This is a genomic window from Mucilaginibacter auburnensis (genome assembly GCF_002797815.1).
Lineage (GTDB): Bacteria > Bacteroidota > Bacteroidia > Sphingobacteriales > Sphingobacteriaceae > Mucilaginibacter > Mucilaginibacter auburnensis.
On sequence record NZ_PGFJ01000001.1, the window covers coordinates 1,140,506 to 1,162,996 of the forward strand.

A 22,491-nucleotide genomic window follows, 5' to 3' on the forward strand; every position below is an offset into this window, starting at 1 on the left:
ACTAATCTTCCGCAAAGGTTTGCATATCGATCAGCTTACGGTAAACGCCATTGTGCGCCATAAGTTGCTGATGATTGCCTTGTTCAATTATTTTTCCGTTTTCCAACACCACTATTTCATCCGCATTTTGAATGGTGCTTAACCTGTGTGCTATAATAAGCGAGGTGCGGTTCTTCATCAGGTTATTCAACGCATCCTGTACCAGTTTTTCTGATTCGGTATCTAATGCCGAAGTAGCTTCATCCAGCAACATAATAGGCGGATTATTCAATACTGCTCTTGCTATACAAATACGTTGACGCTGACCGCCGGATAGTTTAGAGCCCCTGTCGCCAATATTGGTTTGATAGCCGTTCTCGGTTTCCGTAATAAAATTGTGGGCATTGGCAATGCGCGCGGCTTCTTCCACCTGCTCGGGTCTGGCATCGGGTTTACCAAAAGCTATGTTATTAAAAATGGTATCGTTAAACAAAATAGATTCCTGGTTAACAATGCCCATTAGTGCTCTCAATGAGGTTGTGCTCGCTTCCTTAATGTTAATACCATCCACAGCGATGCTGCCGCTTTGCGGATCCATAAAACGAGGGATCAGATCCATTAAAGTAGACTTTCCACCGCCCGACGGACCTACCAACGCTACTGTTTTGCCCTTAGGGATATTTAAGTTGATGCCCGACAGTACCGTTTTATCACCATAAGCAAATGATACATCTTTAAAAGCGATATGCTCTTCAAAGCCCGGCAACGCTACAGCATTTGGCGCATCAACTACCAGTGGTTTTTCATCAATCAGCTCCAAAACGCGTCCGCCTGCCGCAATACCCGCGTGGATATTGCTGAATGAGTCTGTAATAGATTTGATGGGGCGCATTAACTGCGAAAAAATAGCGATGTAAGAAATAAATTGACCACCATCCAGCGTGGATCTGTGTTCTAATATCAGCGTGCCTCCATATAACACAATAAACGCGATCATGGTAACGCCAAGTGTTTCAGAAACAGGAGAGGCTGACTGCTGTTTTCTTGACATGCTGCGCATTATTTTCGAATATTTTTTGTTCTCGTCGTCAAACCGCTCTTTTATAAACCACGAAGCATTAAATGCCTTAATTATTTTGATGCCCTGTAATGATTCGTCCAGGTAGCTGATCATGCGTCCGTAGCTTTGTTGAGCTTCAACCGCCTGGTGTTTAAGGCGCTTAACAATTCGCGATATGATAAAGCCCGAAACCGGCACTACCAATAAAGAGAACAAAGTAAGTTCAACCGAGTAAGAGAAAAGCATGATCAGGAATACGATGATCTGCAATGGCTCTTTAAAAATTACCTGTAAAGTGCCGGTAACCGAGTATTGTACCACCTGAACGTCGGAAGCTATTTTTGATATGATATCGCCTTTGCGCTCATTGTTAAAATAGCCCATGTGCAGATCCATCACATTATTAAAAACTGCTCTACGAAGGTTAAGCAGGGTATGCAAACGCAAATTTTCCATTACCCTGGCAGAAAGGTACCTGAATAAGTTACCCAAAAAAATAGTAATAATGATAGTACCGCAAACAAACTTTAATGCGCCTACAGCACCGTGATTGGTAATGAAGTATTGCATGTAATGGTTATACATTGCACTCAGGTTAAAAAAACCTGTGTTTTTGGCCGCCTTAGCTGTTGCCGCAACAGTATTACATTCATCCGCCGAGAAAAGTGTGTTTAACAGCGGTGTTAGCAAAGCAAAAACCAGCGAACTTAAAACAACATATAAAAGTGTATATATTATGTAGGGGATGGCAAATTTTTCAATTGGTTTGGCAAATGAGAGTAGCCGGAAATAAGTCTTCATTAAAAGTATATAAAGTGTGCAAAGTTAACTTTATTTACCAATAACGCTAAAAGCCACTTAACCGTATTATGCCGGCATGGGTAATATACCCAGTTGTTTCCGGGTGGCGCGCCAGGCATCGGCCAGCGTTACCTTATCAATACATGGGAAAGGTTGCCCGGGTGCGGTATCATAAATGCAAAGCCAGTTGCAGTTATAGCAGGGCATTTTTTCGTAAACAAAAATAGTGCGGTTGTAAACGTGCTCAGGGTAGGGGGCGAACCGCTCAAAATGCCCGCCGCCTAAAATACATACGGCTTTTGTGCCGCAGGCAGCAGCCATATGCACCGCGCTTGTTTCGTTACAGATAACCAGCGATGTACGCATTATATGGTCTATCACCTTGGGCAATGATGTTTTCCCAACCATATTGATCACGCTTTCGGGCGGAAGCAAGGCTTCTATTTGTTGGGCGGTTTCTTCCATTTCGGGGCCGCCAACCAGGTTGACGGGGCGAGCTGTTTCAGCCATTATCAGTTCCATCAATTGCGAGAAGTTCTCGGTACGCCAGCCACGTTTGGGGTTGCCCGCTCCTAAAAACACAGTTACGCCTTGCTTACCGGCATCTTTTGAAGGAAAATGCGGCCCTGTTAGGTCTATGCTTTGTTTTAAAACCTGTTCAAAGAAAAAGCGGCTGCGGTCAAACTCAAAATACAGCACTTTAGGCAACTTAAGTAGTTCGCTGTAATATTTATCGGTTTTAATTTTATACCTCGGCGCAATACCTTCAGTGTCGCTCTCAAAGCCAATAATATTTGTTGCTCCCGTTAAAGCAGCCAGGCCATCACCAATAAATGTGCGTGTATAAGCAGGTTGGAGCACTATTTCATAACGTGAATTGAACAGCGATAGCGCCAGCCCCAAAACCTTTCGCGGGCTTTCATATAACTCATCGGGCTTTATAAACCTGAACCTTGAAATAAAAGGCTTATCATACCATAGCGCTATATCTTTCCAGGCAATATTGCCTATCAGGTCTATTTCATAATCTTTAAACTTTTGCGATGTGCGCACAACTTCCAGATAATTGCGGAAAAGTACATAATCACCAATGGCATCTATTTTTATAATAAGCAGGCGCTTTCTGGGTTTGAAAAGTTTGTTGATAAGCCGCAGCAAGTAGGGCAGTTTCAACAATATAAACCGTGTTAACCTGAACGAATTTCTCTTTTTTATTACCATCGGCCTTCTTAAAGTAGATTTAAATAAACTACAGCGGTGCTTAAAAAACGCTAAAATAGCAATTATAGTTTAACGCGTTAACCGTCCTTTATTAACAGAAAAAGCCACCCGGTCAGAGGTGGCAGTAGTAATTATTGAATCAGTTAATAAGAAGGAAAATTAAAATTTAAAACCAAAGGCCAGTTGTAAAGCCTGGTTGCGGTATTCGGGTACGTAAACATTTCCGTTTGCATTGGTGCCTTTAAAGTCTATGGCGTAACGCACATTTACATTTACAGTTGAGTTAACATCAAAGCCTGCACCAACTACTCCGGCAAAAAAAGCCCTTACGCCATTGTATTGGTAGTATTGCCTTGCGCCCTCGTTAAACCCTTCGTTATATGAGTTGTTGGCAGTTAGCATGTAAGAAAATTGTGGTCCTGCAAACAAACTCACTCTGTGTCCCGTTTTAAATTTTGCGAAAACGGGTATGTCTAAAAATTGCGAACGCTGGCTAAAACGGCCCGACTGCGTAGTTGCTTCGTATCCTTTTTGAGAATATAATGCTTCGGCTCCAACAGATAATTGATAAGTGACAGGATAATTATAAGTAAAGCCAAAACTAAAACCAGCCAAGCCACCGGTTGCGTAATTACTTTTAACTGCGGGTACCGCGTTTGAAAGTGCCGCACCCATGGTAAAGCCAAAACGTGGACGGAATGCATCGTCATAATCCTGACGGGCGCCAAAAAATTGTTGCGCGTTGGCGCTTGATGTAATCAATAATCCAATAATAATAGGGAGAATTTTTTTCATAGCACAATAACTTTTTAGGTATGTTAACTATAGGTTTTAAAAATTCTCTCTGCGCAGAAAGTAAGGTTGTATACGACGCTTGTTTTAAATAGTTACAGCGTTGTGAAATTTTTTAAATTATTTTTGAGGCATATATGATATTAACTATAAAAAACCGCGGCTTACTGGTCTTAGCTGCTATTTTACTTTCGGCGAATAATACGTTTGCTCAACAGCAAAGCTTTATTCAGTCGCTTGGTCAGCAAAATAAATGGGTCGATTCGGTATATAATAAATTAACCAAAAAGGAGCGCATTGCACAGTTGTTCTTTGTGCGTGCCCATACCAATAAAGGCAAACGTTATGAAGATTCGGTAGCTAAAGTTGTTCATAATCAGCATGTGGGTGGTTTGGTTTTCTTTCAGGGCGGACCGGGCCGGCAAGCGGCTTTGATCAACAGGTATCAGCGTGAAAGCCGCGTGCCGCTGCTGATAGCGCAGGATGGCGAATGGGGGGTAGGCATGCGACTGGATTCTACACAATCATACCCTTACCAAATGACTTTAGGGGCTGTGCAGAACGAACAGTTGATCTATAAAATGGGTCAGCAAATTGCCTATGACTTTAAGCGCCTGGGCATGCACATGAATTTTGCTCCGGATATGGACGTTAATAATAACCCTGATAATCCGGTTATTAATTACCGGTCATTTGGTGATAACAAATATAATGTTGCCCGTAAAGGTATAGCTTATTTTAAAGGTATGCAGGATGCAGGTTTGCTTACTACAACCAAACACTTCCCCGGCCATGGCGATACCAATGTTGATTCGCATTATGATTTACCGCTGTTGCCATTTACCCGCCAGCGTTTAGATTCATTGGAGCTTTATCCATTTAAACAAGCCATTGATCAGGGTGTGAGTGGCGTGATGATCGCGCATATGGCAATTCCCGCTTTAGATAATACAAAGAATTTACCATCAACGCTGTCACGAAAAATTGTGACCAACCTGCTAAAAGACAGCCTTGGTTTCAAAGGATTGGTAGTTTGCGATGCCATGGAGATGCAGGGCGTAGTTAAATACTTTCCGCACGGCGAGGCTGAATTGCGCGCTTTTATGGCGGGTAATGATATTATTGAGCTTTCAATGGATTCAAAGGAATCCATCCATAAAATATTAAAGGCCATGCGCCACCACCAGTTACCCATAGAGGAGTTTGAAGCTAAGGTGAAAAAGGTATTGGCAGCCAAATACTGGGCCGGGTTGAGCAAGCCGCAGCCTGTAAACATGAATAATGTTCTGGCAGATTTAAACCGACCTGAAACTAAGGAGCTGATACAGCAATTAAGTAATGAAGCTGTAACTCAATTACGCGGTGGCCCGCGCGACCTGCAGATGAATCCAACGTTACGCACGGCAATAATTGGTGTAGGCATTACCAATCCAACGGCTTATCAAACCGAGCTTAGGCAATGGTACCCAAACAGCACTTTGTTTTTAGTAAATAAAAGTACACCGGTTGACGAGTTGAATAGAATTATCAAAAATCTGGAGCAATACAGCCAGGTTTTTGTAGGTGTGCATGATACCCGCCTGCGCCCGCAGAGCAAATTGGATTACAGCAGTGGTGTAAAGCAGTTTATTGCGGCGTTAACAGCGCACCCTAATACGGTAATTAGCTGTTTCACCAACCCATACGCCATGTCGGGCATACCGGGGATTGAACGCGCTCAGGCTTTATTAGCTTGCTACCAAAACAGCGAGGACATGCAGCAAGCTGCCGTTAGAGCTATCACCCAACAAATAAAACCGCGTGGCCGTTTACCTGTGGGCATCAATGTGTTTTTCCCTACCGGAAGCGGGCAGGTAGGGTTGTAGGGTGTACCCAATCTTTTTGTCATTCTGAACGGAGTGAAGAATCTTATGCGCTTTATTAACTAATCGCTCGGTTAGTACGGCTTATAAGATTCTTCACTTCGTTCAGAATGACAATTTTGTTAATGATTGTCTATCTCTTATCCTTATCTTTATCTTCCTATGCAATCCAATCCCAATAAATACAACATCAAATTTCAGGAAGCGCTGGCCGGGCTTAACCCCGAGCAGTTAGCGGCCGTTAATAAAATGGATGGCCCTGTGCTGGTTATTGCCGGTCCGGGCACAGGCAAAACGCAGATATTAGCTGCCCGCATTGGTAAGATTTTAACGGATACCGATGCCCTGCCAAGCGAGATATTGTGTTTAACCTATACCGATGCCGGCGCTGTTGCCATGCGCAAAAGGCTGTTTGAGTTTATTGGTCCTGATGCTTATCGTATTAACATCTACACGTTTCACGCTTTTTGTAATGAGGTAATTCAGGAGAACCTGGAGTATTTTGGTAAGTTGAATCTGGAACCTTTGTCTGATCTGGAATCAGCCATGCTGTTTAGGGAACTGGTGGATGAGTTCCCGAACGATCATGATTTAAAGCGCTTCACCGGCGACGTTTACTATGATGTAACGCGACTGAAGGACCTCTTCTCTACCATGAAGCGGGAAAACTGGGATGAGGCATTCATTAAAAAGGCCATTGACGAATACATAGACGACCTGCCTAACCGCGATGAGTTTATTTATAAACGTGCTAATGCGGCAAAAGGCATTAAAATAGGCGACCCGAAGCAAAAAGATATTGATGCCGCCCGCGAAACCATGAAAAAGCTGCTGGCCGCCGTTGGTGAGTATCAAAAATACAGTGCTAAAATGAAGGATCGCGGTCGTTACGATTATGACGACATGATCATCTGGGTGCTTAAGGCTTTCCGCGAGAACCCGGAGATTCTGCGCCGTTACCAGGAGCGCTACCATTACATTTTAGTAGATGAGTTTCAGGATACCAGCGGATCGCAAAACGAACTTTTGAAATTTTTGCTTAACTATTGGGAAACGCCCAATGTTTTTGTGGTGGGAGATGATGACCAGTCGATATTCAAATTCCAGGGCGCTAACATGAAAAACATCCTTGATTTTGCAAATGATTACGTATCTACGCTATCCACTGTTGTTTTAAAGCACAACTACCGTTCTAATCAGCATATTCTGGATATTTCAAAAGCCTTAATAGCTAATAACAATGAGCGACTAACGCGGCAGCTATCATTAGATAAAGATATCCGCGCGGCGCACAACCGTTTTGAGAAAAATGCTATCCATCCGGTTATACGCGAGTATGAAAATCCTAACAAGGAGCTGGTTGATGTGGCGTTGAGTATTGAAAAATTAATTGCTGATGGCACTCCGCCGGGAGAAATTGCGGTGATCTACCGCAACCATAATCAGGTGGAAGATCTGATACATTTCCTCGACGTTAAAAACATAGCCGTAAACACCCGTCGTAAAATTGATATTCTGGCTGTACCTTTTGGCGAGAAGATCATTACAATACTACGCTATCTGGCTATGGAACTGGATTCGCCTTATAGCGGAGACAACTTGCTCTTTGAGATACTGCATTATGATTTCTTTAACATTCCGCCTATTGAGATAGCCAAGGCCAGCATAGCGGTATCTAAGGAGAATTTTAGTACGGCAGCCAATAACCAGTCTAAAACCTCGCTACGCAGGTATATTACCGAACTGCGGGCGCCCGCGCAGCGTGGCTTGTTTGATACGGTGCAGCAGGATGAGATGAAATACCTCATCAATAATATTGAATACCTGTTAAAAGAAGCGGTAAGCACTACACTGCAACAATTGTTTCAGAGTGTTATTTCTAAAATGGGTATTTTAAAGTTCATTATGCACCAGCCGGACAAGGGCTCGTACATGCAGATGCTTACCAACTTTTTTGATTTCCTGAAAGACGAAAGCCGCAAGTCGCCTGAGATAAAACTATCTCAACTATTGGAGACCATTGACCTGATGAAGAAGAATGGTATCCGTTTAGCGCTCAACCGGGTAATATATTCAGATAACGGTGTAAACTTCCTAACCGCGCACGGTTCAAAAGGACTGGAGTTTGAGCATGTGTTTTTAATAGGATGCGATAAAAAAACATGGGACAGCAAAGGACGTAACCGTGGCTTTAGCTATCCTGATACCTTAACGCAAGCCGTTGCTGATGATTCATCACAAAAAGAAGAATCGCGCAGGTTGTTTTATGTAGCACTTACCCGCGCTAAGCAACACTTATCTATTTCATACGCCGGTGCCGACAGGAATGAGAAACCGCAGGAGGCCTCGCAATTTGTAGGCGAGATAGTTGCCGAAACCAATATGCTGATAGAGCATCCGCAGGTGAGCGATGTTGACATGATGGAGTTTTATGCCACACAGTTTAGCGAAGCTGAAAAACCCAAGGTTGAATTGCTTGATACCAACTATATCAACCAACTGCTGCAAAACTACACGCTGTCTGTAACGCATTTAAACAATTACCTGGATTGCCCGCTTCGTTTTTATTTTCAGTGTTTAATAAGGGTGCCATCGGGTAAAAGTCCTTCGGCTACGTTTGGGCAGGCGGTGCATTGGGCGTTGAATAAAGCTTTCAGGTGGTTGAAAGATGATGAGGATAATTTCCCGTCTACCGAGCAGTTTATGAAAGAGTTCAGGTGGTATATGTACCGCAACCGCGACTCGTTTACCAAAGAAGAATTCAAGCTGCGCAATGATTATGGTGAGAAAATATTACCATCTTATTATGAGCAGAACATACCAACCTGGAACAAAGTTGCCGTAACCGAGCGCCCAATTAAAAATATTGAGGTTAAAGGTGTGCCCATAAAAGGTAACCTTGATAAAATTGAGTTTGTTAGCAAACACGCTACCATTGTTGATTACAAAACCGGCAAGGTTAAAAATGCCTTCAAAAAGTTGAAAGGTCCCGATGACGACTTGCCTAACGGCGGTGATTATTGGCGGCAGGCTGTTTTTTATAAGATATTGATTGATAACGATCGCAGTAACGACTGGGACGTAACTACCACTATTTTTGACTTTGTTGAACCTGATGGGGATGACTATCGCAAAGAAAAGGTGGTGATCAGCGATGACGATATTAAGATAGTTACCGATCAGATCACTGACGTTTATTCAAAAATACTGGCGCATGATTTTAACACCGGCTGCGGTAAAAAAGAATGCGATTGGTGCCACTTTGTACGCAGCAACTTCGCCCAGGCCGATGATATTTTAAGTATAGTAGGTGAGGAGTTGGATGAGGAGTAAGTGTTAATTCTTTAAAAAGCATAACGGTAATATGCTTATAAGATTCTTCGCTGCGCTCAGAATGACAGTTCTTTGAGTTGATATATTAAAAATTGTTTTGTCATTCTGAGCGCAGCGAAGAATCTTATAAACAAGGTTAAACCAACGATTGCTACTGCAACATCGCCAGCAACTCCTCATCACTTATAATAGGAATATTAAGCTTGGTTGCTTTCTCTAATTTTGATGGTCCCATGTTATCGCCGGCAACCAGGTAGTTCAGTTTGGCAGAAATGCTGCTGAGAATTTTGCCGCCGTTTTGCTCAATAATGTCTTTCAGCTCATCGCGCGAGTATTTTTCAAACACGCCGGATATGATGAAGCTTTTACCTGCAAACTTGTCGCTGGCAAAGGTTACTTCTTTTTCTTCAACCTCAAATTGCAAACCTGCGGCTCGTAGTTTCTCTATTTCCTCGCGGTGCTTGTCTGTACTGAAATATTCAATCAGGCTGTGGGCTATGCGGTCGCCTATCTCATCAACAGCAATTAATTCATCAAATGAGGCCGCCATCAGCGCGTCAATATTTTTAAAATAAGCCGCCAGCTTTTTAGCTACGGTTTCACCAATAAAGCGGATGCCTAAACCAAACAGCACTTTTTCAAACGGCATCTGTTTTGATTTTTCAATACCCTCCAGCATGTTGGTGATAGACTTTTCACCAAAGCGCTCCATTGTTTTAAGGTTATCCTGCTGGTTGTTTAATGCATATATATCACTGATATGCCTGATAAAACCTCGGGCGAATAAGGTCTCAATGGTTTCATCACCCAAGCCGTCAATATTCATGGCTTTTCGGCCAACATAGTGCTGCATTTTCCCGGTGATCTGTGGGCGACAGCCTTCATCATTAGGGCAGTAAAAGGCAGCCTCGCCTTCCTGCCGTTTTAGCTGCGTGCCGCATTCAGGGCAATGTGTAACGTATTGTATTGCTTCCGCAGAAGCGTCGCGTTTATCCAGATTCACGCTGATGATCTTCGGGATAATCTCGCCGCCTTTTTCCACAAACACCCAATCGCCTTTGTGCAGATCGAGGCGTAAAATCTCGTTGGCATTGTGCAGGGTAGCACGTTTTACTGTGGTGCCTGCCAGTAAAACTGGTTTCAGGTTGGCCACCGGAGTAACAGCCCCGGTGCGCCCTACCTGGTAAGTAACCTCCAATAGCTGGGTTTGTACCTGCTCAGCTTTGTATTTATAAGATATGGCCCAGCGTGGCGATTTGGCGGTGAAGCCCAATTCCTGTTGCTGACCGTAGCTGTTCACTTTAATAACAATTCCGTCAATATCATAGCTTAGTTCAAAGCGGCGTTTATCCCACTCGGTAATAAAAGCAAGCACTTCTTCAATATTATTGCAAAGTCGACTTTCGTTGTTAACATGAAAGCCCCAGTCTTTAACACCCTGCAAACTTTCCCAATGGGTTTTAAATAAGGTCTTTTCTGTATACAAACCATACAAAAAGCAATCCAGCGGACGCTTAGCTACCTCGCTCGAATCTTGGAGTTTGATGGTACCCGAAGCAAAGTTGCGGGGGTTAGCATAAGGTTGCTCTCCGTTGTCTATACGCTCCTGGTTTAGTCGTTCAAATGCCTTGCGGTGCATAAATACTTCGCCGCGGATCTCAAACGTGTCGGGATAGCCAACGCCATGCAGACGTTTAGGTATGGTGTGTATGGTTTTTACGTTGGTGGTAACATCGTCGCCTTGCGAACCATCGCCACGGGTAACCGCTCTTAACAATTTACCATCCTGGTAAGTAAGACTCATAGATAAACCATCAAACTTCAACTCGCATACATATTCAAAATTATCACCAATGGCTTTACGGATGCGTTGGTCAAAGTCTAACAATTCCTGCTCATTATAGGTGTTACCTAATGAGAGCATAGGCCAGCGGTGGCGCACGGTGGTGAACTCCTTGGTAACGAAGCCGCCCACCCTTTGTGTAGGCGAATCGGGGTCCAGAAACTCGGGGAACTGCTTCTCCAGTGCGGCAAGCTGCTCCAGTTTTTTATCAAAATCAAAATCAGATATGGTGGGCATAGCCAGCACATAGTAATTGTAGGTGTGCTGTTTAAGCTCTGCCGATAATGCGTCTATTTGTTGTTTAGCTTCTGAAGGTGACATGCCAACGAAGATAGTTTTTTATCGTATTATTGTGAAGCGCATGAAACGATTATACAGCAACCTTACCTTCCAGGTTTTGGTAGCCATCGCCTTAGGTGTGGTGGTTGGTTTATACTTTCCTCAATTTGCCAAAACGGCGCAGCTCATCGGCAAAATCTTTATTAAATTAATAAATATGCTGATAGCCCCGGTTATATTTTTAACCATAGTGTTGGGTATAGCTGGTATGCAAGATATGAAAAAGGTGGGCAGGGTAGGAGGCAAGGCATTGCTTTATTTTGAGATAGTAACCACCTTCGCGCTGCTAATAGGCGTTGTGGTTTGTAACGTACTTAAGCCGGGTGCCGGCTTTGTAAGTCACGTAAAGGTTAACACCGGGAACATTGCCCAATATGAAAAGGCCGCTTCCGAGATGCATTGGGGCGATTTTCTGGCGAATATTGTTCCAAATAATTTCTTTGACGCTCTTGCCAAAGGGGAGATTCTTCAAGTGCTTTTTTTCGCTGTGCTGTTTGGCATCGCATTGAGTAGGATGGGGGAAAGCGGACATGCTGTAATTAACCTATTCGAAAGAATATCAAAAGCATTGTTTATTATGATGCACATGGTAATGAAGGTAGCGCCCATTGGCGCTTTTGGCGGCATGGCGTATACAGTGGGTACTTATGGTATTGAAACTTTACAGCCGCTGTTGAAGTTGATGGGCTCGGTATACTTAACCATGTTCCTGTTCATATTTGTTGTGCTGAATGTAATTTGTTATATCTACAAATTCAGTTTGTGGCAATATCTCAAATTCATCAGGCAGGAGATATTAATTGTACTCGGCACCTCATCCTCCGAACCTGTTCTACCCGCTATGATGGAGAAGATGGAACGCTTTGGCTGTTCGCGCTCGGTGGTGGGTTTGGTTATACCTGCGGGCTATTCATTTAATCTGGATGGAACCACTATCTACCTGTCTATGTCGGTTATATTTTTGGGGCAGGTATTTAATATACCGTTGAGTTGGGAGCAGCAGCTTACCATTATCGGCATACTCATGGTTACCTCAAAGGGTGCCGCAGGTGTGACGGGCAGCGGCTTTATTGTGCTGGCTTCTACCTTGACCGCTATTAAGGTGATTCCTGTAGAAGGCGTGGCTATATTATTGGGGGTAGATCGCTTTATGTCTGAAGCGCGGGCTATTACCAACATGATAGGCAACGGAATGGCAACCGTGGTAATTGCCAAAAGCGAGAAGGAGTTTGACGAGGAGAAGTATCGCGCGGCAATAGCAACAAACTAATATATCACATACTATGAACAAACTACTACCCGTTCTACTCCTGATGTTAACTGCCAATTTTGCCTTCGCGCAGGATGACGAATACGTAAAACCCGGACAAGTTATTGAAAAGGGCAAAGCCCCCGCTATGAAATACAGGCTGGTTAATACCAATGGTAAAGTCAAAACCTATATCGTTGCTCTATTCCGTGGTGATGATATTCTTTCCGGGGTGACAGAGTTCGCGGAGAAGGAGGGTATCAAGTTCGCGCAGTTTAACGCGGTGGGTGCTATAAGTTCGGGCAGGTTGGGTAGCTATGACAGGGATAAGCAGATGTACCACATCTTCCCTGTTAAGCAACAAGCCGAGATCGTTTCTTTTATTGGTAATATAGCTACCTATAATGGCAAGCCGGTTGTGCATGTACACATGAGCGTAAGCCAAAGCGATGGCACTATGCGCGGCGGTCACTTGTTCCATGGCATTGTTTGGCCAACGTTAGAACTGATGGTTACAGCTTATCCGGAAGGCGTTTATAAAAAGAAAGAAGACGAAACCGGTTTTGTGCTAACTGACCCCGAACTGATGCAATAGTTTTTTAAACACTAAGCCGGTCCATCTAAATGTGCGACTTGCGTGTTTTTTCTATTGGTTTAAAAAATTTAAATAATTGATTAAAAGCGACTTAAGTAAACGCTTGTAATGCTGTTGGACAACTTTTAAGTAAGCAGTACTAGCTTTAATATTTAAATAAAAAATTGATATTCAATGTGTTGAATATTTTAATAAAGTTACGTGATTTTGGTCCACCACATGGGACACCTTTCAATACACTAAGCATAACTGATGATAAAAAAAGAAATACAACCCTGGACGGTTTTAGAAGAAGAGGATATATCGCCAAGTCCGTGGTTCCCGCTAACAAAACAACAGGTGCGACTACGTAATAATAATGTTTACGATTATTACTTTTCGCGCCTGGGCGATGTGGTGCAGGTACTGGCCATTACCAAGCAAAATGAGGTGGTTTTGGTGCGGCAGTATAAGCATGGGCTCGGCCAGATTACTTTAGAAATTCCCGGTGGGTTACAGCAAACCAACAAAACCATCATTCAATCGGCCCTGAACGAACTGGAAGAAGAAACCGGCATAAAAGCTACCGAGCATCAATTAATATCATTAGGAAAAATAGCTATTAATCCTACCAAACTCAAGCAGGAAACCTATGGCTTTATTGTTTTTGATGCAGAAAGTACTGCCGAACAAAAGCTGGATGCCACCGAAGATATCGAAGTGGTGCTAATACCCGCACCGCAGGTTTTGCAAATGGCCTTGAATGGCGAAATATGGGTAACCGACTCACTTAACTTTATTTTGAAGGCTGCCATGTTGTATCCGGGGGTGTTTGGGAGGTAGGTAGTAAAAATACAGGCCGACAAATGTGCCCGCCTGTATTTAAAAGATAATCATTTATTTCATCGCATAAGTAAGATATCCGCCATCGGCAACTATCTCAGTACCGGTGATGTAACTTGCCGCGTCGGAAGCAAGGAACAATACTGTTTTAGCAATTTCGTCTGCATGGCCTAACCTGTTCAGCGCGGTTAGCGCAGCAAAGTTGGGTCTTGCTTCAGCCGGAACTACGCCTTCAAAACCAGGGGTGAGGATAGGACCGGGACTAACAATATTAACCCGGATCTTTCTTTCTGCCAGTTCATTCGCGGCAATTTTCGCTACTTTGTTTAACGCGCTTTTGGTTGATGAGTAAACACTCGTTCCGGCGTTTGATGCGGTCGCCACTATTGACGACGTGAAAATTACCGACGCTCCGTCCGCCAGGTAGGGGATGAATTTTTGCAACGTAAAATAAGGCCCTTTTACGTTAGTGTTGAACTGTGCATCAAAATCAGCTTCAGTAGCATGCTCAATGGGCGCAAAGGTTGCTATCCCTGCGTTTAGAAAAAGCACATCCAGTTTTTGGCCGCTTTTTGCAAACTCGTTCTGCAATACTTCAATGTCTGTTAGTTTTGACGTATCAGACAGAACGGTTTTTAGTTTATCACTGTTAATTTCTTCGCTTGCCGCTTTGAGGTTATCAGCTTTTCTGCCGGTTATCCATACTTGAGCACCTGCATTAATAAAAGCTTTGGCAGTGGCCAGCCCAATGCCGGTAGTGCCACCTGTTATAACTACGTTTTTACCTGTGAAGTTCATTTTTATATTTGTTTATATGTTTACCCTGCAAAGTTACTGCTGTGTTATTTATTTTGGTAACTTTGTAACTAAAAGTAACAGTAACATTTGAGTAACCAGGTAACTTATTATGGAAAGTATATGTCATAAAGCTGAGATAATGGCCATTCATGATGCAATGGACGTGCTGAACGGAAAGTGGAAAATTTCTATCATCTCTTCCATTTGCTATTATAACAAAAGGCGTTTCTCTGATATACTTAACGACCTGAAGGGCATATCTAACAAAATGCTGAGTAAAGAGCTAAAAGAGCTGGAAATGAATAAGCTGATCACGCGTACCGTAATGAATACGCAGCCGGTAACGGTTGAATATAATCTTACCCAATACGGAAAATCTTTACAGGTAATTATTGATGATCTGGCAAGATGGGGAGCAGAGCACAGGAAAGTAATAACAGGGAAAGGATAATAATGCGGGATGCTGGAATCATACACAGAGTCGTACCATTGGCTACGAATAAACAGATCATAACAAAAAAGCGATGGGTTTTGCCCATCGCTTTTTTGTTAATTAAATTCCTAATTCGGCTTCGCGTAAAAGGCAATTCCTAAGTAAGCATATCCATTAGCTTCATATGGATAATCATACTTGTTTATAGTGTACACGTGGTTTTTCTGACTATTGCTAAAATAGCAGTGTACGGCTACAGAGCCGGCCACCTGGGTTGGATAAGCATAAAAGTTTACCCCCATATAGGTAAATCCATTTTGCTCATACGGATAATCAAACCTGTTAATGGTGTATAAGTGATTTTTTTGCGTTGGGTGAAAAAATACATGCACCGGCTGCGTACCATCAATTTGCGAAGCATATGCTTTGAATGCCTCACCTAAGTAAACAAATCCGTTTTGTGTGTAAGGGTAGTCATTGTAGTTAGCTGTGTAAACATGATTTACCTGCGAGGTTTGAAAGAACATATGGATAGGTACCGGCGTAACATTAACCTGGTTAGCTGCTAAATACTGATTAACGTAGGTCATTACAGCGGCTTTTTTTGCCGGGTCATCAATTAATTCATAAATTGGAATTAATCCCCCCTGGTTTATATCAACCAACTGTGAATTTTGTGGTGTAGCACTACCCTGCCAGTCAGCTATGTTTATGCCGGATACAGGTTGTCCAATTGTTATGCTACCTACCAAACTTTTTGTAGGGTCTCCACCATAAGTTTTATAGTTTAAGGTCTGAGAATAATTGTCATACGTATCATTGGCGCTGTAATTATAGCCGGTATTGATACTGAATATGGCTTTTATACCAACATCAACTCCTGCTTTTGCAGCCGTGGTACGATCAAATTTTTTAGTTTCAGATCTATATAACGCCTCTAATTTTGCACCCAGTACAAAGTCTGATAAAACGTGTGTGCCATAACTGGCAACTATAGCTTCAGGCGTATTATGTTGTATATCATATTCAAAGGTTGGCTGAAGGTATTGCTTTAATATGCTATAACTCGCATTTAATCTGAGTATTTTCTGATGAATGATCAGATTGAAACTGCTGTACACATATTTTGACGAGAAAGACTCGTTGTCACTAAAAGAGCCGGAGATGCTTCCTTTGAATATACCAAGTGTGAGTGAGCTTGATACATTGGTGGCAAGATTTTTCAGGTATGATTGCGCGTTTTCTCCTGCTACCAGTCTCAAATCTTGCAACGTTGATGCTTGAGATTCAACCCGGGTTGGAAAGTCTGCCTTTAATCTGGCTACATCAATAACAGAGAATTTAGACGATATTGGATTGGCATAAACGCCTGTTACATCGTAACCATAACCCAGTAAGTCGTGCACTCCGTCGCCTGATGACATGGTAGCGAGTTTTGGTGGCTTAGAAGCACTGTCAAGCTTAGGTGTAGGTGAGTTTTCAATAGATGTTTTTTTGCAGCTCGCAAAAATTGTAAACAGTAATAAGAAAGGAATAAATAGTTTTTTCATAAATATTGTTATATGTTAATAAAGTTTTAGGTTAAAGTAGAGGGTATTATAATGCTTGCGCGGATGCGGTATCAGTAAAATCCGTCAGAATAAAATTTGAATTTTTTTAACGTTAGAGTAACACAGATTAACTGGTAGCTTTTCATTGGATAAGATTAGGTAGAGGTTGAACAAAAATAGCATTAATTTTCTCCTAATGAAATTTTTAATCAATGGTTAATTTTATTTGTGCTAACTGCTTTATAATCAAGAGTATTTTTTACTCTTGATGCCATTGCATAACATTACTAAATGTAATTTTGGCTTAAGAAAAATGAAGAAAAAAGCCAACATCACTCCATCCGCAATACTGGGATATATAGTAGTAGGATCATTGCTGCTGTGGCTTGGCTCAATGTTTATATTCAGTATGTGGGTATCAGCAGTTATTGCTTTAATTGGAGTTATTGTACTGTTCAGCGCACTTTCTTACGTAGGTTTGTATGTTACTCGGGTACTTAGGCGTAAACTATAAGCATAACTCCACTATTTAATATGATGACCCATTCACATCAAGTGACCTTTTTATTATGAGCAGCTTACTCATTTTTGCGCTGCTGCTAATGCTGATTGCATGGGCAATTAAGTTTAAAAACAAGTTAGTTTTATTGCCGGTTATGATGAAAATACTTGTAAGGATAAAAATGGCTTAGCCAATTATGTTGGTGGAACCATTTTTATAACTGGCATTATTTGTCTGGCTTTTGCCATTGCCGTATTCCTTATACCCGCTTATATAAAAGCGTTAATGGGTAGTTACTTTATATCATTAGCGCTGGGTACCGTTGTTGCAGCCATAGGCGGAGGCAGATATATTAAAAGAAATAGAAAAGCGGTTGTTATCACTTAATTGAAATAGATTAGCTTTATTGATATCGTTACTTATAAATGCATGTCACGCTCCCAACGTAAAACACCTTTTTTCGGGATAACTACAGCCTCATCTGAAAAGCAAGACAAAAGGCGATGGAACAGAACTTTTAGAAGGATAGCTAAGCTTAAAACCGCAAAGCATAATGATGCACCTGTTAAGATAGAAGCTGTTACCGATGTTTGGGACGGTGCAAAGGACGGTAAAAGGTATTATAAGCAGTTTAAGGATAGAGATATGCGTAAATAATAGTAGTGCAATTTGTTGACGGATTACAAGTATTTACTAAATAACGCAAACAAAAAAAGCGATGGGCTATGCGGCCCATCGCTTTAATTTTAACAGCTTAAAGCAAATTATCTCATGTCGCTTTTAACCTTGTTGGCAGTACTACGGCCCGGCAGGTAAACCTGTAAACCTAATGACAGTGTAAGCGTGCTTTGGTATGCTGCATTGCCAAAACCGGCAACGCCTTTGTATTTCAACAAAGTTTCTAAACCAACGTTTGGCGTAATAAAGTAGGCAAAACCAGGGCCGAATCCTAAGGCAAGGCCGTTTGTATTGCCCGTGCCGTTGCTTGTGTTAATTCCGCCAAAACCAGCATTTACTTCACCGAAGAAACGTCCGTGACGTAAAATCTCTACATCATTACCGGCATAGTAGCGGCCTAATGCGCCTACACCATAACGAGTAATAGTAGGAGAGTTTTTTGCAGTTGTTACACCAAAGTCGATGTAACCACCCAATGCCAGGTTGTCTTCAATAAACCAGGCTGCGGTTGGTGTAAGGTCAAAGCTAAACTGTTTACTGTTATCTAAGCCAAGGCTCAGGTTAGCAATGTTACCGCCCATTAACACGTTACCGCGTTGAATTTGTGCTTGTGCTGCAAAGCCGGTGAAGGCTAAAGCTGCTGCGATTAAAACTTTTTTCATGATTTTTTTGGATTGATGTTATTAGTTTAACGAAAATTCAACCCTACGGTTTTGCTGACGACCAGCTGCAGTTTTATTTGTTGCAATTGGTTGGTTTGGTCCGTAACCTGTAGCTTCAATTAATGACGCATTTGCACCTTGAGCTACCAAGTATGATTTAACCGCTTCGGCACGTGCTTTTGATAAAGCCATGTTAGTAGCCATTGAACCTGTATTATCTGTATGACCGGCAAGTTTCAAGCTAAAGCTTTTCTCTTTTAACAGATCAGCAACACGGTTAAGTGTTGGGTATGACTTTTCTTTGATAGTAGCTTTACCTAATTCAAACTCAAGGTTTTTAATAGCCTCACCAACTACACGGCGGTCAGATTCTGTTACAATAACACGTTCTCTAACAACCGGAGCAGGAGTTTTTAACGGGCAACCGGCACCATCAACTTGTGTACCTGCAGCTGTACCTGCGCATTTGTCAAATTTGTTCGCTACACCATCGGCATCATCATCAGCCATGTCTTTAGCATATTGTTGCTCTAAAGCAATACGTGCCTGCTCATCAGCCATACGTTTTTGTTCAGCTTCAGCTAAACGGCCTCTTAAGTAAGCACTTTCGGCAGCAGCAGCTTCACGTAGTGCAGCAGCAGCGCTGTAGTTTTGCAATTGCGGAGATGATTTTTTACCCAAGGCAATCTCAATACCTGCGTGAGCGTATGAGAAACGATCGCTCATGGCGCCTGCAACACCGTCAAAACGGTTTGACTTAACAAAGTTTACATTGTAACCTAAATCAAGGTTAATGCCTCTTGATAAACCTAATTTAAAACCAGCACCTACCGGAATGAAGATCGATTCGTCATAAGTAGTGTTTCCGCTACCCGGTACATTACGCACGTTAGCGCTTGATGACATTACACCAGCACCTGCAGTAAAATAAGGCTGCAATACGCTTCTTTTTTGATTTAAGCTAAGGTTAGCCAAAGTAATGTTCATGCTTAAAGCTCCAGACCATTGTATGGTGCTTTTAAAGCTGCTCACATCCTGCGCGTTTGAACCAGCTGGCAAAATGTTAGCTCTTGAACCTTGTACGGTACCCGCAAGGAAATCTGCCTGGATACCAAAGCCCGGTAGAATTTGCTTTTTGATGTAACCACCGTAGCCCCATGTTTCCTGTGGCGTTAAAAAGTCGCCATTGTTTTGGCTATTAAAAGGGGTAAAGTGTGTTAACATGCCTCCGTGTAAACCGATAGACCATGTACGGAAGTTCTTTTTGTCGAAACGGCTGGTAGTGTCTGAATACGTTTGTGCAAATACTGCTGTTGATGAGCTTAATGCGGCAAGCACCATCAACGATTTTGTAAAATTGAGTTTCATAATAATAGAAAATTTTTATTTCTGAACATATGTTCGTTGCATCGGAGTAGTCAATAAGTAAGCCCCTTTTGGGTTCACTTAAACTTAAACGTGTTAAAACACTGTTTTTCAATATAAAAATTGTTTACCGCTAATAGGTGTTGCCACATTTAATACCTAAATATGGATGTATTCAAATTAGGTCACATAATATATTGCCAAGGTCATATTAATCGATTAGTGTAGTATTTCAACAAATTTGATAAAACGCAGGGATAGATCAGCTTTTTTTAAAAAGTTGTAGTTTAACTTCAACATCATCAGCATGTTAAGTAAGCATTTGGTTTTTTTTATAAAAATGTGCTTTCAAGGCAAAAAAGGCAATAAAAATTCCCTAACATTGCGGCTCGAAACCGCTAATATTTTTTTTAATAAAAAATTTTGAACGGGAGTAAAAATGTGTAAATTTGCAATCCCTTTCGGAGAGGTATTAATCACCACTTCGGATAATAAGGGAAGGTTCTTTAAAATAAAAAATATACCTGTATAAATTGACCGAAAGGTTTTCGTGGTAACTCCCGATAGTTTGCTCAGGCAAAACAAATAAAAGGTAAATAAGCCTCCTTAGCTCAGCTGGTAGAGCAACTGACTTGTAATCAGTAGGTCATTGGTTCGATCCCGATAGGAGGCTCAGTTTGATATCGGATATCGGTTTTCAATTTCGGAGTATAAATCCGGAATCGTAAATCTAAAATCCGAAATCAGCTTTGGGGGGATACCAGAGCGGTCAAATGGGACGGACTGTAAATCCGTTGCTTCGGCTACGAAGGTTCGAATCCTTCTCCCCCCACATGTGAGTAAGCAGTTTGCAGTAGGCAGCTGGCAGTTTAACTGCTACCTGGAAACTGTGAACTGCAAACTTGTTTAAGCGGAAGTAGCTCAGTTGGTAGAGCGATAGCCTTCCAAGCTATAGGTCGCGAGTTCGAACCTCGTCTTCCGCTCAGTTGCAGTTGGCAATGGGCCGTTAGCAGTAGGCAGTTATACTGCTAACTGTAAACTGAATACTGCTGACTGAACAAATAAGCCGACGTAGCTCAGGGGTAGAGCACTTCCTTGGTAAGGAAGAGGTCATGGGTTCAAATCCCATTGTTGGCTCAGCTTATATATTAATAAGTAATAGTTTTAAAATATAAATTAACCTACAAACAAAAATAAATCATGGCAAAAGAAAAGTTTGACCGCAGTAAGCCGCACTTAAACATCGGCACTATCGGTCACGTTGACCACGGCAAAACTACCTTAACTGCAGCTATCACTAAAGTATTAGCTGATGCAGGTTTATCAGAAGCTCGTTCATTTGATTCAATTGACTCTGCTCCTGAAGAAAAAGAACGCGGTATCACTATCAACACTGCACACGTTGAGTATTCAACTGCTAACCGTCACTACGCTCACGTAGACTGTCCAGGTCACGCTGACTACGTTAAAAACATGGTTACCGGTGCTGCTCAGATGGACGGTGCAATCATTGTTGTTGCTGCTACTGATGGTCCGATGCCACAAACTCGTGAGCACATCCTGTTAGCTCGTCAGGTAGGTGTACCTGCACTTGTTGTTTTCATGAACAAAGTTGACATGGTTGATGATCCGGAATTGTTAGAACTTGTTGAGATGGAAGTTCGTGAATTATTATCATTCTACGAATTCCCTGGCGACGATATCCCTGTTATCCAAGGTTCTGCTTTGGGTGGCTTGAACGGCGATCCAAAATGGGTTGGTAAAATTATGGAGCTAATGGATGCTGTAGATAGCTACATCCCAATCCCTCCACGTTTGACAGATCTTCCATTCTTGATGCCTGTTGAAGACGTATTCTCAATTACTGGTCGTGGTACTGTTGCTACAGGTCGTATTGAGCGTGGTGTTATTAACTCAGGTGAGCAAGTTGACATCTTAGGTATGGGTGCTGAGAACTTAAAATCAACCGTAACTGGTGTTGAGATGTTCCGCAAGATCCTTGACCGTGGTGAAGCTGGTGACAACGTAGGTTTATTGTTACGTGGTATTGAGAAAACTGATATCCGTCGTGGTATGGTTATCTGCAAACCAGGTTCAGTAACTCCTCACACTGATTTCAAAGCAGAAGTTTACGTATTATCAAAAGCAGAAGGTGGCCGTCACACTCCATTCTTCAACAAATACCGTCCGCAATTCTATTTCCGTACTACTGACGTAACCGGTGAGATCTCATTGGAGCCAGGAGTAGAAATGGTTATGCCTGGTGATAACGTTACCATCACTGTAAAGTTGATCAACGCTATCGCGATGGAAAAAGGCTTACGTTTCGCTATCCGTGAGGGTGGTAGAACAGTAGGTGCCGGTCAGGTAACTGAAATATTAAATTAAGACCCCCTAAGCCCTGCAAAGGGAATAAGGAATGGGTTAATTTATTCAAAGTACTTAGCTTTAAAAGAGCTAAGTACTTTGTTACATAAAAAACAAAAGTTACCCTTTTGTTCCCCCTTCAAGGGGGTAGGGGGTTAATACACGGGAATAGTTCAACGGTAGAATAGAGGTCTCCAAAACCTTTGATCAGGGTTCGAATCCTTGTTCCCGTGCACATTA

At 42.2% G+C, this 22,491-nt stretch carries 17 protein-coding genes and 5 tRNA genes; 14 read left to right on the forward strand and 8 right to left on the reverse strand.

The window, feature by feature from the left end; all coding sequences use genetic code 11:
• Nucleotide 1: 1 nt before the first annotated feature.
• The 3 genes from CLV57_RS05015 to CLV57_RS05025 form a co-directional block, all read right to left on the reverse strand.
• Nucleotides 2-1,840, reverse strand: coding sequence for an ABC transporter ATP-binding protein (locus tag CLV57_RS05015; protein ID WP_100340232.1), 1,839 nt, complete (start codon nucleotides 1,838-1,840; stop codon nucleotides 2-4).
• A gap of 66 nt (nucleotides 1,841-1,906) precedes the next feature.
• Complete coding sequence (locus CLV57_RS05020; RefSeq protein ID WP_100340233.1) at nucleotides 1,907-3,061, reverse strand: glycosyltransferase family 9 protein; 1,155 nt, start codon at nucleotides 3,059-3,061, stop codon at nucleotides 1,907-1,909.
• Nucleotides 3,062-3,220: 159 nt separating this feature from the next.
• Nucleotides 3,221-3,856 (reverse strand): porin family protein, encoded by a 636-nt coding sequence (locus CLV57_RS05025; protein ID WP_100340234.1) that lies wholly within the window; start codon nucleotides 3,854-3,856, stop codon nucleotides 3,221-3,223.
• A 134-nt stretch (nucleotides 3,857-3,990) separates the two neighbouring features.
• On the opposite strand from CLV57_RS05025, the gene CLV57_RS05030 reads away from it, so the two are divergent.
• On the forward strand, nucleotides 3,991-5,718 hold the full coding sequence (locus CLV57_RS05030) for a glycoside hydrolase family 3 protein (RefSeq protein ID WP_100340235.1): 1,728 nt from the start codon (nucleotides 3,991-3,993) through the stop codon (nucleotides 5,716-5,718).
• A 159-nt stretch (nucleotides 5,719-5,877) separates the two neighbouring features.
• A complete protein-coding gene (locus CLV57_RS05035) occupies nucleotides 5,878-9,048 on the forward strand; it encodes an ATP-dependent DNA helicase (RefSeq protein ID WP_100340236.1) in 3,171 nt (1,056 codons plus the stop codon).
• 151 nt (nucleotides 9,049-9,199) lie between these two features.
• On the opposite strand, the gene ligA is transcribed toward CLV57_RS05035, so the two are convergent.
• The gene (gene ligA / locus CLV57_RS05040; RefSeq protein ID WP_100340237.1) at nucleotides 9,200-11,212 is read right to left on the reverse strand and encodes an NAD-dependent DNA ligase LigA; all 2,013 of its coding nucleotides are present in this window, start codon (nucleotides 11,210-11,212) and stop codon (nucleotides 9,200-9,202) included.
• Nucleotides 11,213-11,252: 40 nt separating this feature from the next.
• Between ligA and CLV57_RS05045 the strand changes: the two genes are divergently transcribed.
• The 3 genes from CLV57_RS05045 (at nucleotide 11,253) to CLV57_RS05055 (ending at nucleotide 13,896) form a co-directional block, all read left to right on the forward strand.
• Nucleotides 11,253-12,500, forward strand: a complete 1,248-nt coding sequence (locus CLV57_RS05045) for a dicarboxylate/amino acid:cation symporter (protein ID WP_100341317.1) — start codon at nucleotides 11,253-11,255, stop codon at nucleotides 12,498-12,500.
• A gap of 13 nt (nucleotides 12,501-12,513) precedes the next feature.
• Nucleotides 12,514-13,074 carry a PPC domain-containing DNA-binding protein gene (locus CLV57_RS05050; protein WP_100340238.1) on the forward strand — a complete coding sequence of 187 codons (561 nt, stop codon included), beginning with the start codon at nucleotides 12,514-12,516 and terminating at the stop codon, nucleotides 13,072-13,074.
• Between the two features lie 252 nt (nucleotides 13,075-13,326).
• On the forward strand, nucleotides 13,327-13,896 hold the full coding sequence (locus CLV57_RS05055) for an NUDIX hydrolase (protein WP_100340239.1): 570 nt from the start codon (nucleotides 13,327-13,329) through the stop codon (nucleotides 13,894-13,896).
• Between the two features lie 54 nt (nucleotides 13,897-13,950).
• On the opposite strand, the gene CLV57_RS05060 is transcribed toward CLV57_RS05055, so the two are convergent.
• A complete protein-coding gene (locus tag CLV57_RS05060; RefSeq protein ID WP_100340240.1) occupies nucleotides 13,951-14,694 on the reverse strand; it encodes an SDR family oxidoreductase in 744 nt (247 codons plus the stop codon).
• Between the two features lie 109 nt (nucleotides 14,695-14,803).
• Between CLV57_RS05060 and CLV57_RS05065 the strand changes: the two genes are divergently transcribed.
• Nucleotides 14,804-15,145 carry a winged helix-turn-helix transcriptional regulator gene (locus CLV57_RS05065; protein ID WP_100340241.1) on the forward strand — a complete coding sequence of 114 codons (342 nt, stop codon included), beginning with the start codon at nucleotides 14,804-14,806 and terminating at the stop codon, nucleotides 15,143-15,145.
• A 110-nt stretch (nucleotides 15,146-15,255) separates the two neighbouring features.
• Here CLV57_RS05065 and CLV57_RS05070 read toward each other — a convergent pair whose 3' ends face one another.
• Nucleotides 15,256-16,677, reverse strand: coding sequence for an MAC/perforin domain-containing protein (locus tag CLV57_RS05070; RefSeq protein WP_100340242.1), 1,422 nt, complete (start codon nucleotides 16,675-16,677; stop codon nucleotides 15,256-15,258).
• 313 nt (nucleotides 16,678-16,990) lie between these two features.
• Here CLV57_RS05070 and CLV57_RS05075 point away from each other — a divergent pair, with 313 nt between their 5' ends.
• Together CLV57_RS05075 and CLV57_RS05080 are read left to right on the forward strand one after the other, a co-directional pair.
• Nucleotides 16,991-17,191, forward strand: a complete 201-nt coding sequence (locus CLV57_RS05075) for a hypothetical protein (RefSeq protein ID WP_157799071.1) — start codon at nucleotides 16,991-16,993, stop codon at nucleotides 17,189-17,191.
• A gap of 417 nt (nucleotides 17,192-17,608) precedes the next feature.
• Nucleotides 17,609-17,836, forward strand: a complete 228-nt coding sequence (locus CLV57_RS05080; RefSeq protein ID WP_100340244.1) for a hypothetical protein — start codon at nucleotides 17,609-17,611, stop codon at nucleotides 17,834-17,836.
• 107 nt (nucleotides 17,837-17,943) lie between these two features.
• Here CLV57_RS05080 and CLV57_RS05085 read toward each other — a convergent pair whose 3' ends face one another.
• Complete coding sequence (locus tag CLV57_RS05085) at nucleotides 17,944-18,519, reverse strand: hypothetical protein (protein WP_100340245.1); 576 nt, start codon at nucleotides 18,517-18,519, stop codon at nucleotides 17,944-17,946.
• A 21-nt stretch (nucleotides 18,520-18,540) separates the two neighbouring features.
• Nucleotides 18,541-19,887, reverse strand: coding sequence for an OmpA family protein (locus CLV57_RS05090; protein ID WP_100340246.1), 1,347 nt, complete (start codon nucleotides 19,885-19,887; stop codon nucleotides 18,541-18,543).
• Between the two features lie 597 nt (nucleotides 19,888-20,484).
• Between CLV57_RS05090 and CLV57_RS05095 the strand changes: the two genes are divergently transcribed.
• The 6 genes from CLV57_RS05095 (at nucleotide 20,485) to CLV57_RS05120 (ending at nucleotide 22,484) form a co-directional block, all read left to right on the forward strand.
• A tRNA-Thr gene (locus tag CLV57_RS05095) sits at nucleotides 20,485-20,557 on the forward strand.
• A 78-nt stretch (nucleotides 20,558-20,635) separates the two neighbouring features.
• Nucleotides 20,636-20,716 (forward strand) — tRNA-Tyr (locus CLV57_RS05100).
• A gap of 78 nt (nucleotides 20,717-20,794) precedes the next feature.
• Nucleotides 20,795-20,867, forward strand: a tRNA-Gly gene (locus CLV57_RS05105).
• 82 nt (nucleotides 20,868-20,949) lie between these two features.
• Nucleotides 20,950-21,021 (forward strand) — tRNA-Thr (locus tag CLV57_RS05110).
• A gap of 63 nt (nucleotides 21,022-21,084) precedes the next feature.
• On the forward strand, nucleotides 21,085-22,272 hold the full coding sequence (gene tuf / locus CLV57_RS05115; RefSeq protein WP_100340247.1) for an elongation factor Tu: 1,188 nt from the start codon (nucleotides 21,085-21,087) through the stop codon (nucleotides 22,270-22,272).
• 141 nt (nucleotides 22,273-22,413) lie between these two features.
• Nucleotides 22,414-22,484 (forward strand) — tRNA-Trp (locus CLV57_RS05120).
• Nucleotides 22,485-22,491: the final 7 nt, after the last annotated feature.

What these genes read in the sequence shown, in the direction of transcription:
- CLV57_RS05015 (WP_100340232.1), bottom strand. Translation starts at nt 1,840, where the DNA reads ATGAAGACTTATTTCCGGCTACTCTCATTTGCCAAACCAATTGAAAAA.
- CLV57_RS05020 (WP_100340233.1), bottom strand. Translation starts at nt 3,061, where the DNA reads ATGGTAATAAAAAAGAGAAATTCGTTCAGGTTAACACGGTTTATATTG.
- CLV57_RS05025 (WP_100340234.1), bottom strand. Translation starts at nt 3,856, where the DNA reads ATGAAAAAAATTCTCCCTATTATTATTGGATTATTGATTACATCAAGC.
- CLV57_RS05030 (WP_100340235.1), top strand. Translation starts at nt 3,991, where the DNA reads ATGATATTAACTATAAAAAACCGCGGCTTACTGGTCTTAGCTGCTATT.
- CLV57_RS05035 (WP_100340236.1), top strand. Translation starts at nt 5,878, where the DNA reads ATGCAATCCAATCCCAATAAATACAACATCAAATTTCAGGAAGCGCTG.
- ligA (WP_100340237.1), bottom strand. Translation starts at nt 11,212, where the DNA reads ATGTCACCTTCAGAAGCTAAACAACAAATAGACGCATTATCGGCAGAG.
- CLV57_RS05045 (WP_100341317.1), top strand. Translation starts at nt 11,253, where the DNA reads ATGAAACGATTATACAGCAACCTTACCTTCCAGGTTTTGGTAGCCATC.
- CLV57_RS05050 (WP_100340238.1), top strand. Translation starts at nt 12,514, where the DNA reads ATGAACAAACTACTACCCGTTCTACTCCTGATGTTAACTGCCAATTTT.
- CLV57_RS05055 (WP_100340239.1), top strand. Translation starts at nt 13,327, where the DNA reads ATGATAAAAAAAGAAATACAACCCTGGACGGTTTTAGAAGAAGAGGAT.
- CLV57_RS05060 (WP_100340240.1), bottom strand. Translation starts at nt 14,694, where the DNA reads ATGAACTTCACAGGTAAAAACGTAGTTATAACAGGTGGCACTACCGGC.
- CLV57_RS05065 (WP_100340241.1), top strand. Translation starts at nt 14,804, where the DNA reads ATGGAAAGTATATGTCATAAAGCTGAGATAATGGCCATTCATGATGCA.
- CLV57_RS05070 (WP_100340242.1), bottom strand. Translation starts at nt 16,677, where the DNA reads ATGAAAAAACTATTTATTCCTTTCTTATTACTGTTTACAATTTTTGCG.
- CLV57_RS05075 (WP_157799071.1), top strand. Translation starts at nt 16,991, where the DNA reads ATGAAGAAAAAAGCCAACATCACTCCATCCGCAATACTGGGATATATA.
- CLV57_RS05080 (WP_100340244.1), top strand. Translation starts at nt 17,609, where the DNA reads ATGTCACGCTCCCAACGTAAAACACCTTTTTTCGGGATAACTACAGCC.
- CLV57_RS05085 (WP_100340245.1), bottom strand. Translation starts at nt 18,519, where the DNA reads ATGAAAAAAGTTTTAATCGCAGCAGCTTTAGCCTTCACCGGCTTTGCA.
- CLV57_RS05090 (WP_100340246.1), bottom strand. Translation starts at nt 19,887, where the DNA reads ATGAAACTCAATTTTACAAAATCGTTGATGGTGCTTGCCGCATTAAGC.
- tuf (WP_100340247.1), top strand. Translation starts at nt 21,085, where the DNA reads ATGGCAAAAGAAAAGTTTGACCGCAGTAAGCCGCACTTAAACATCGGC.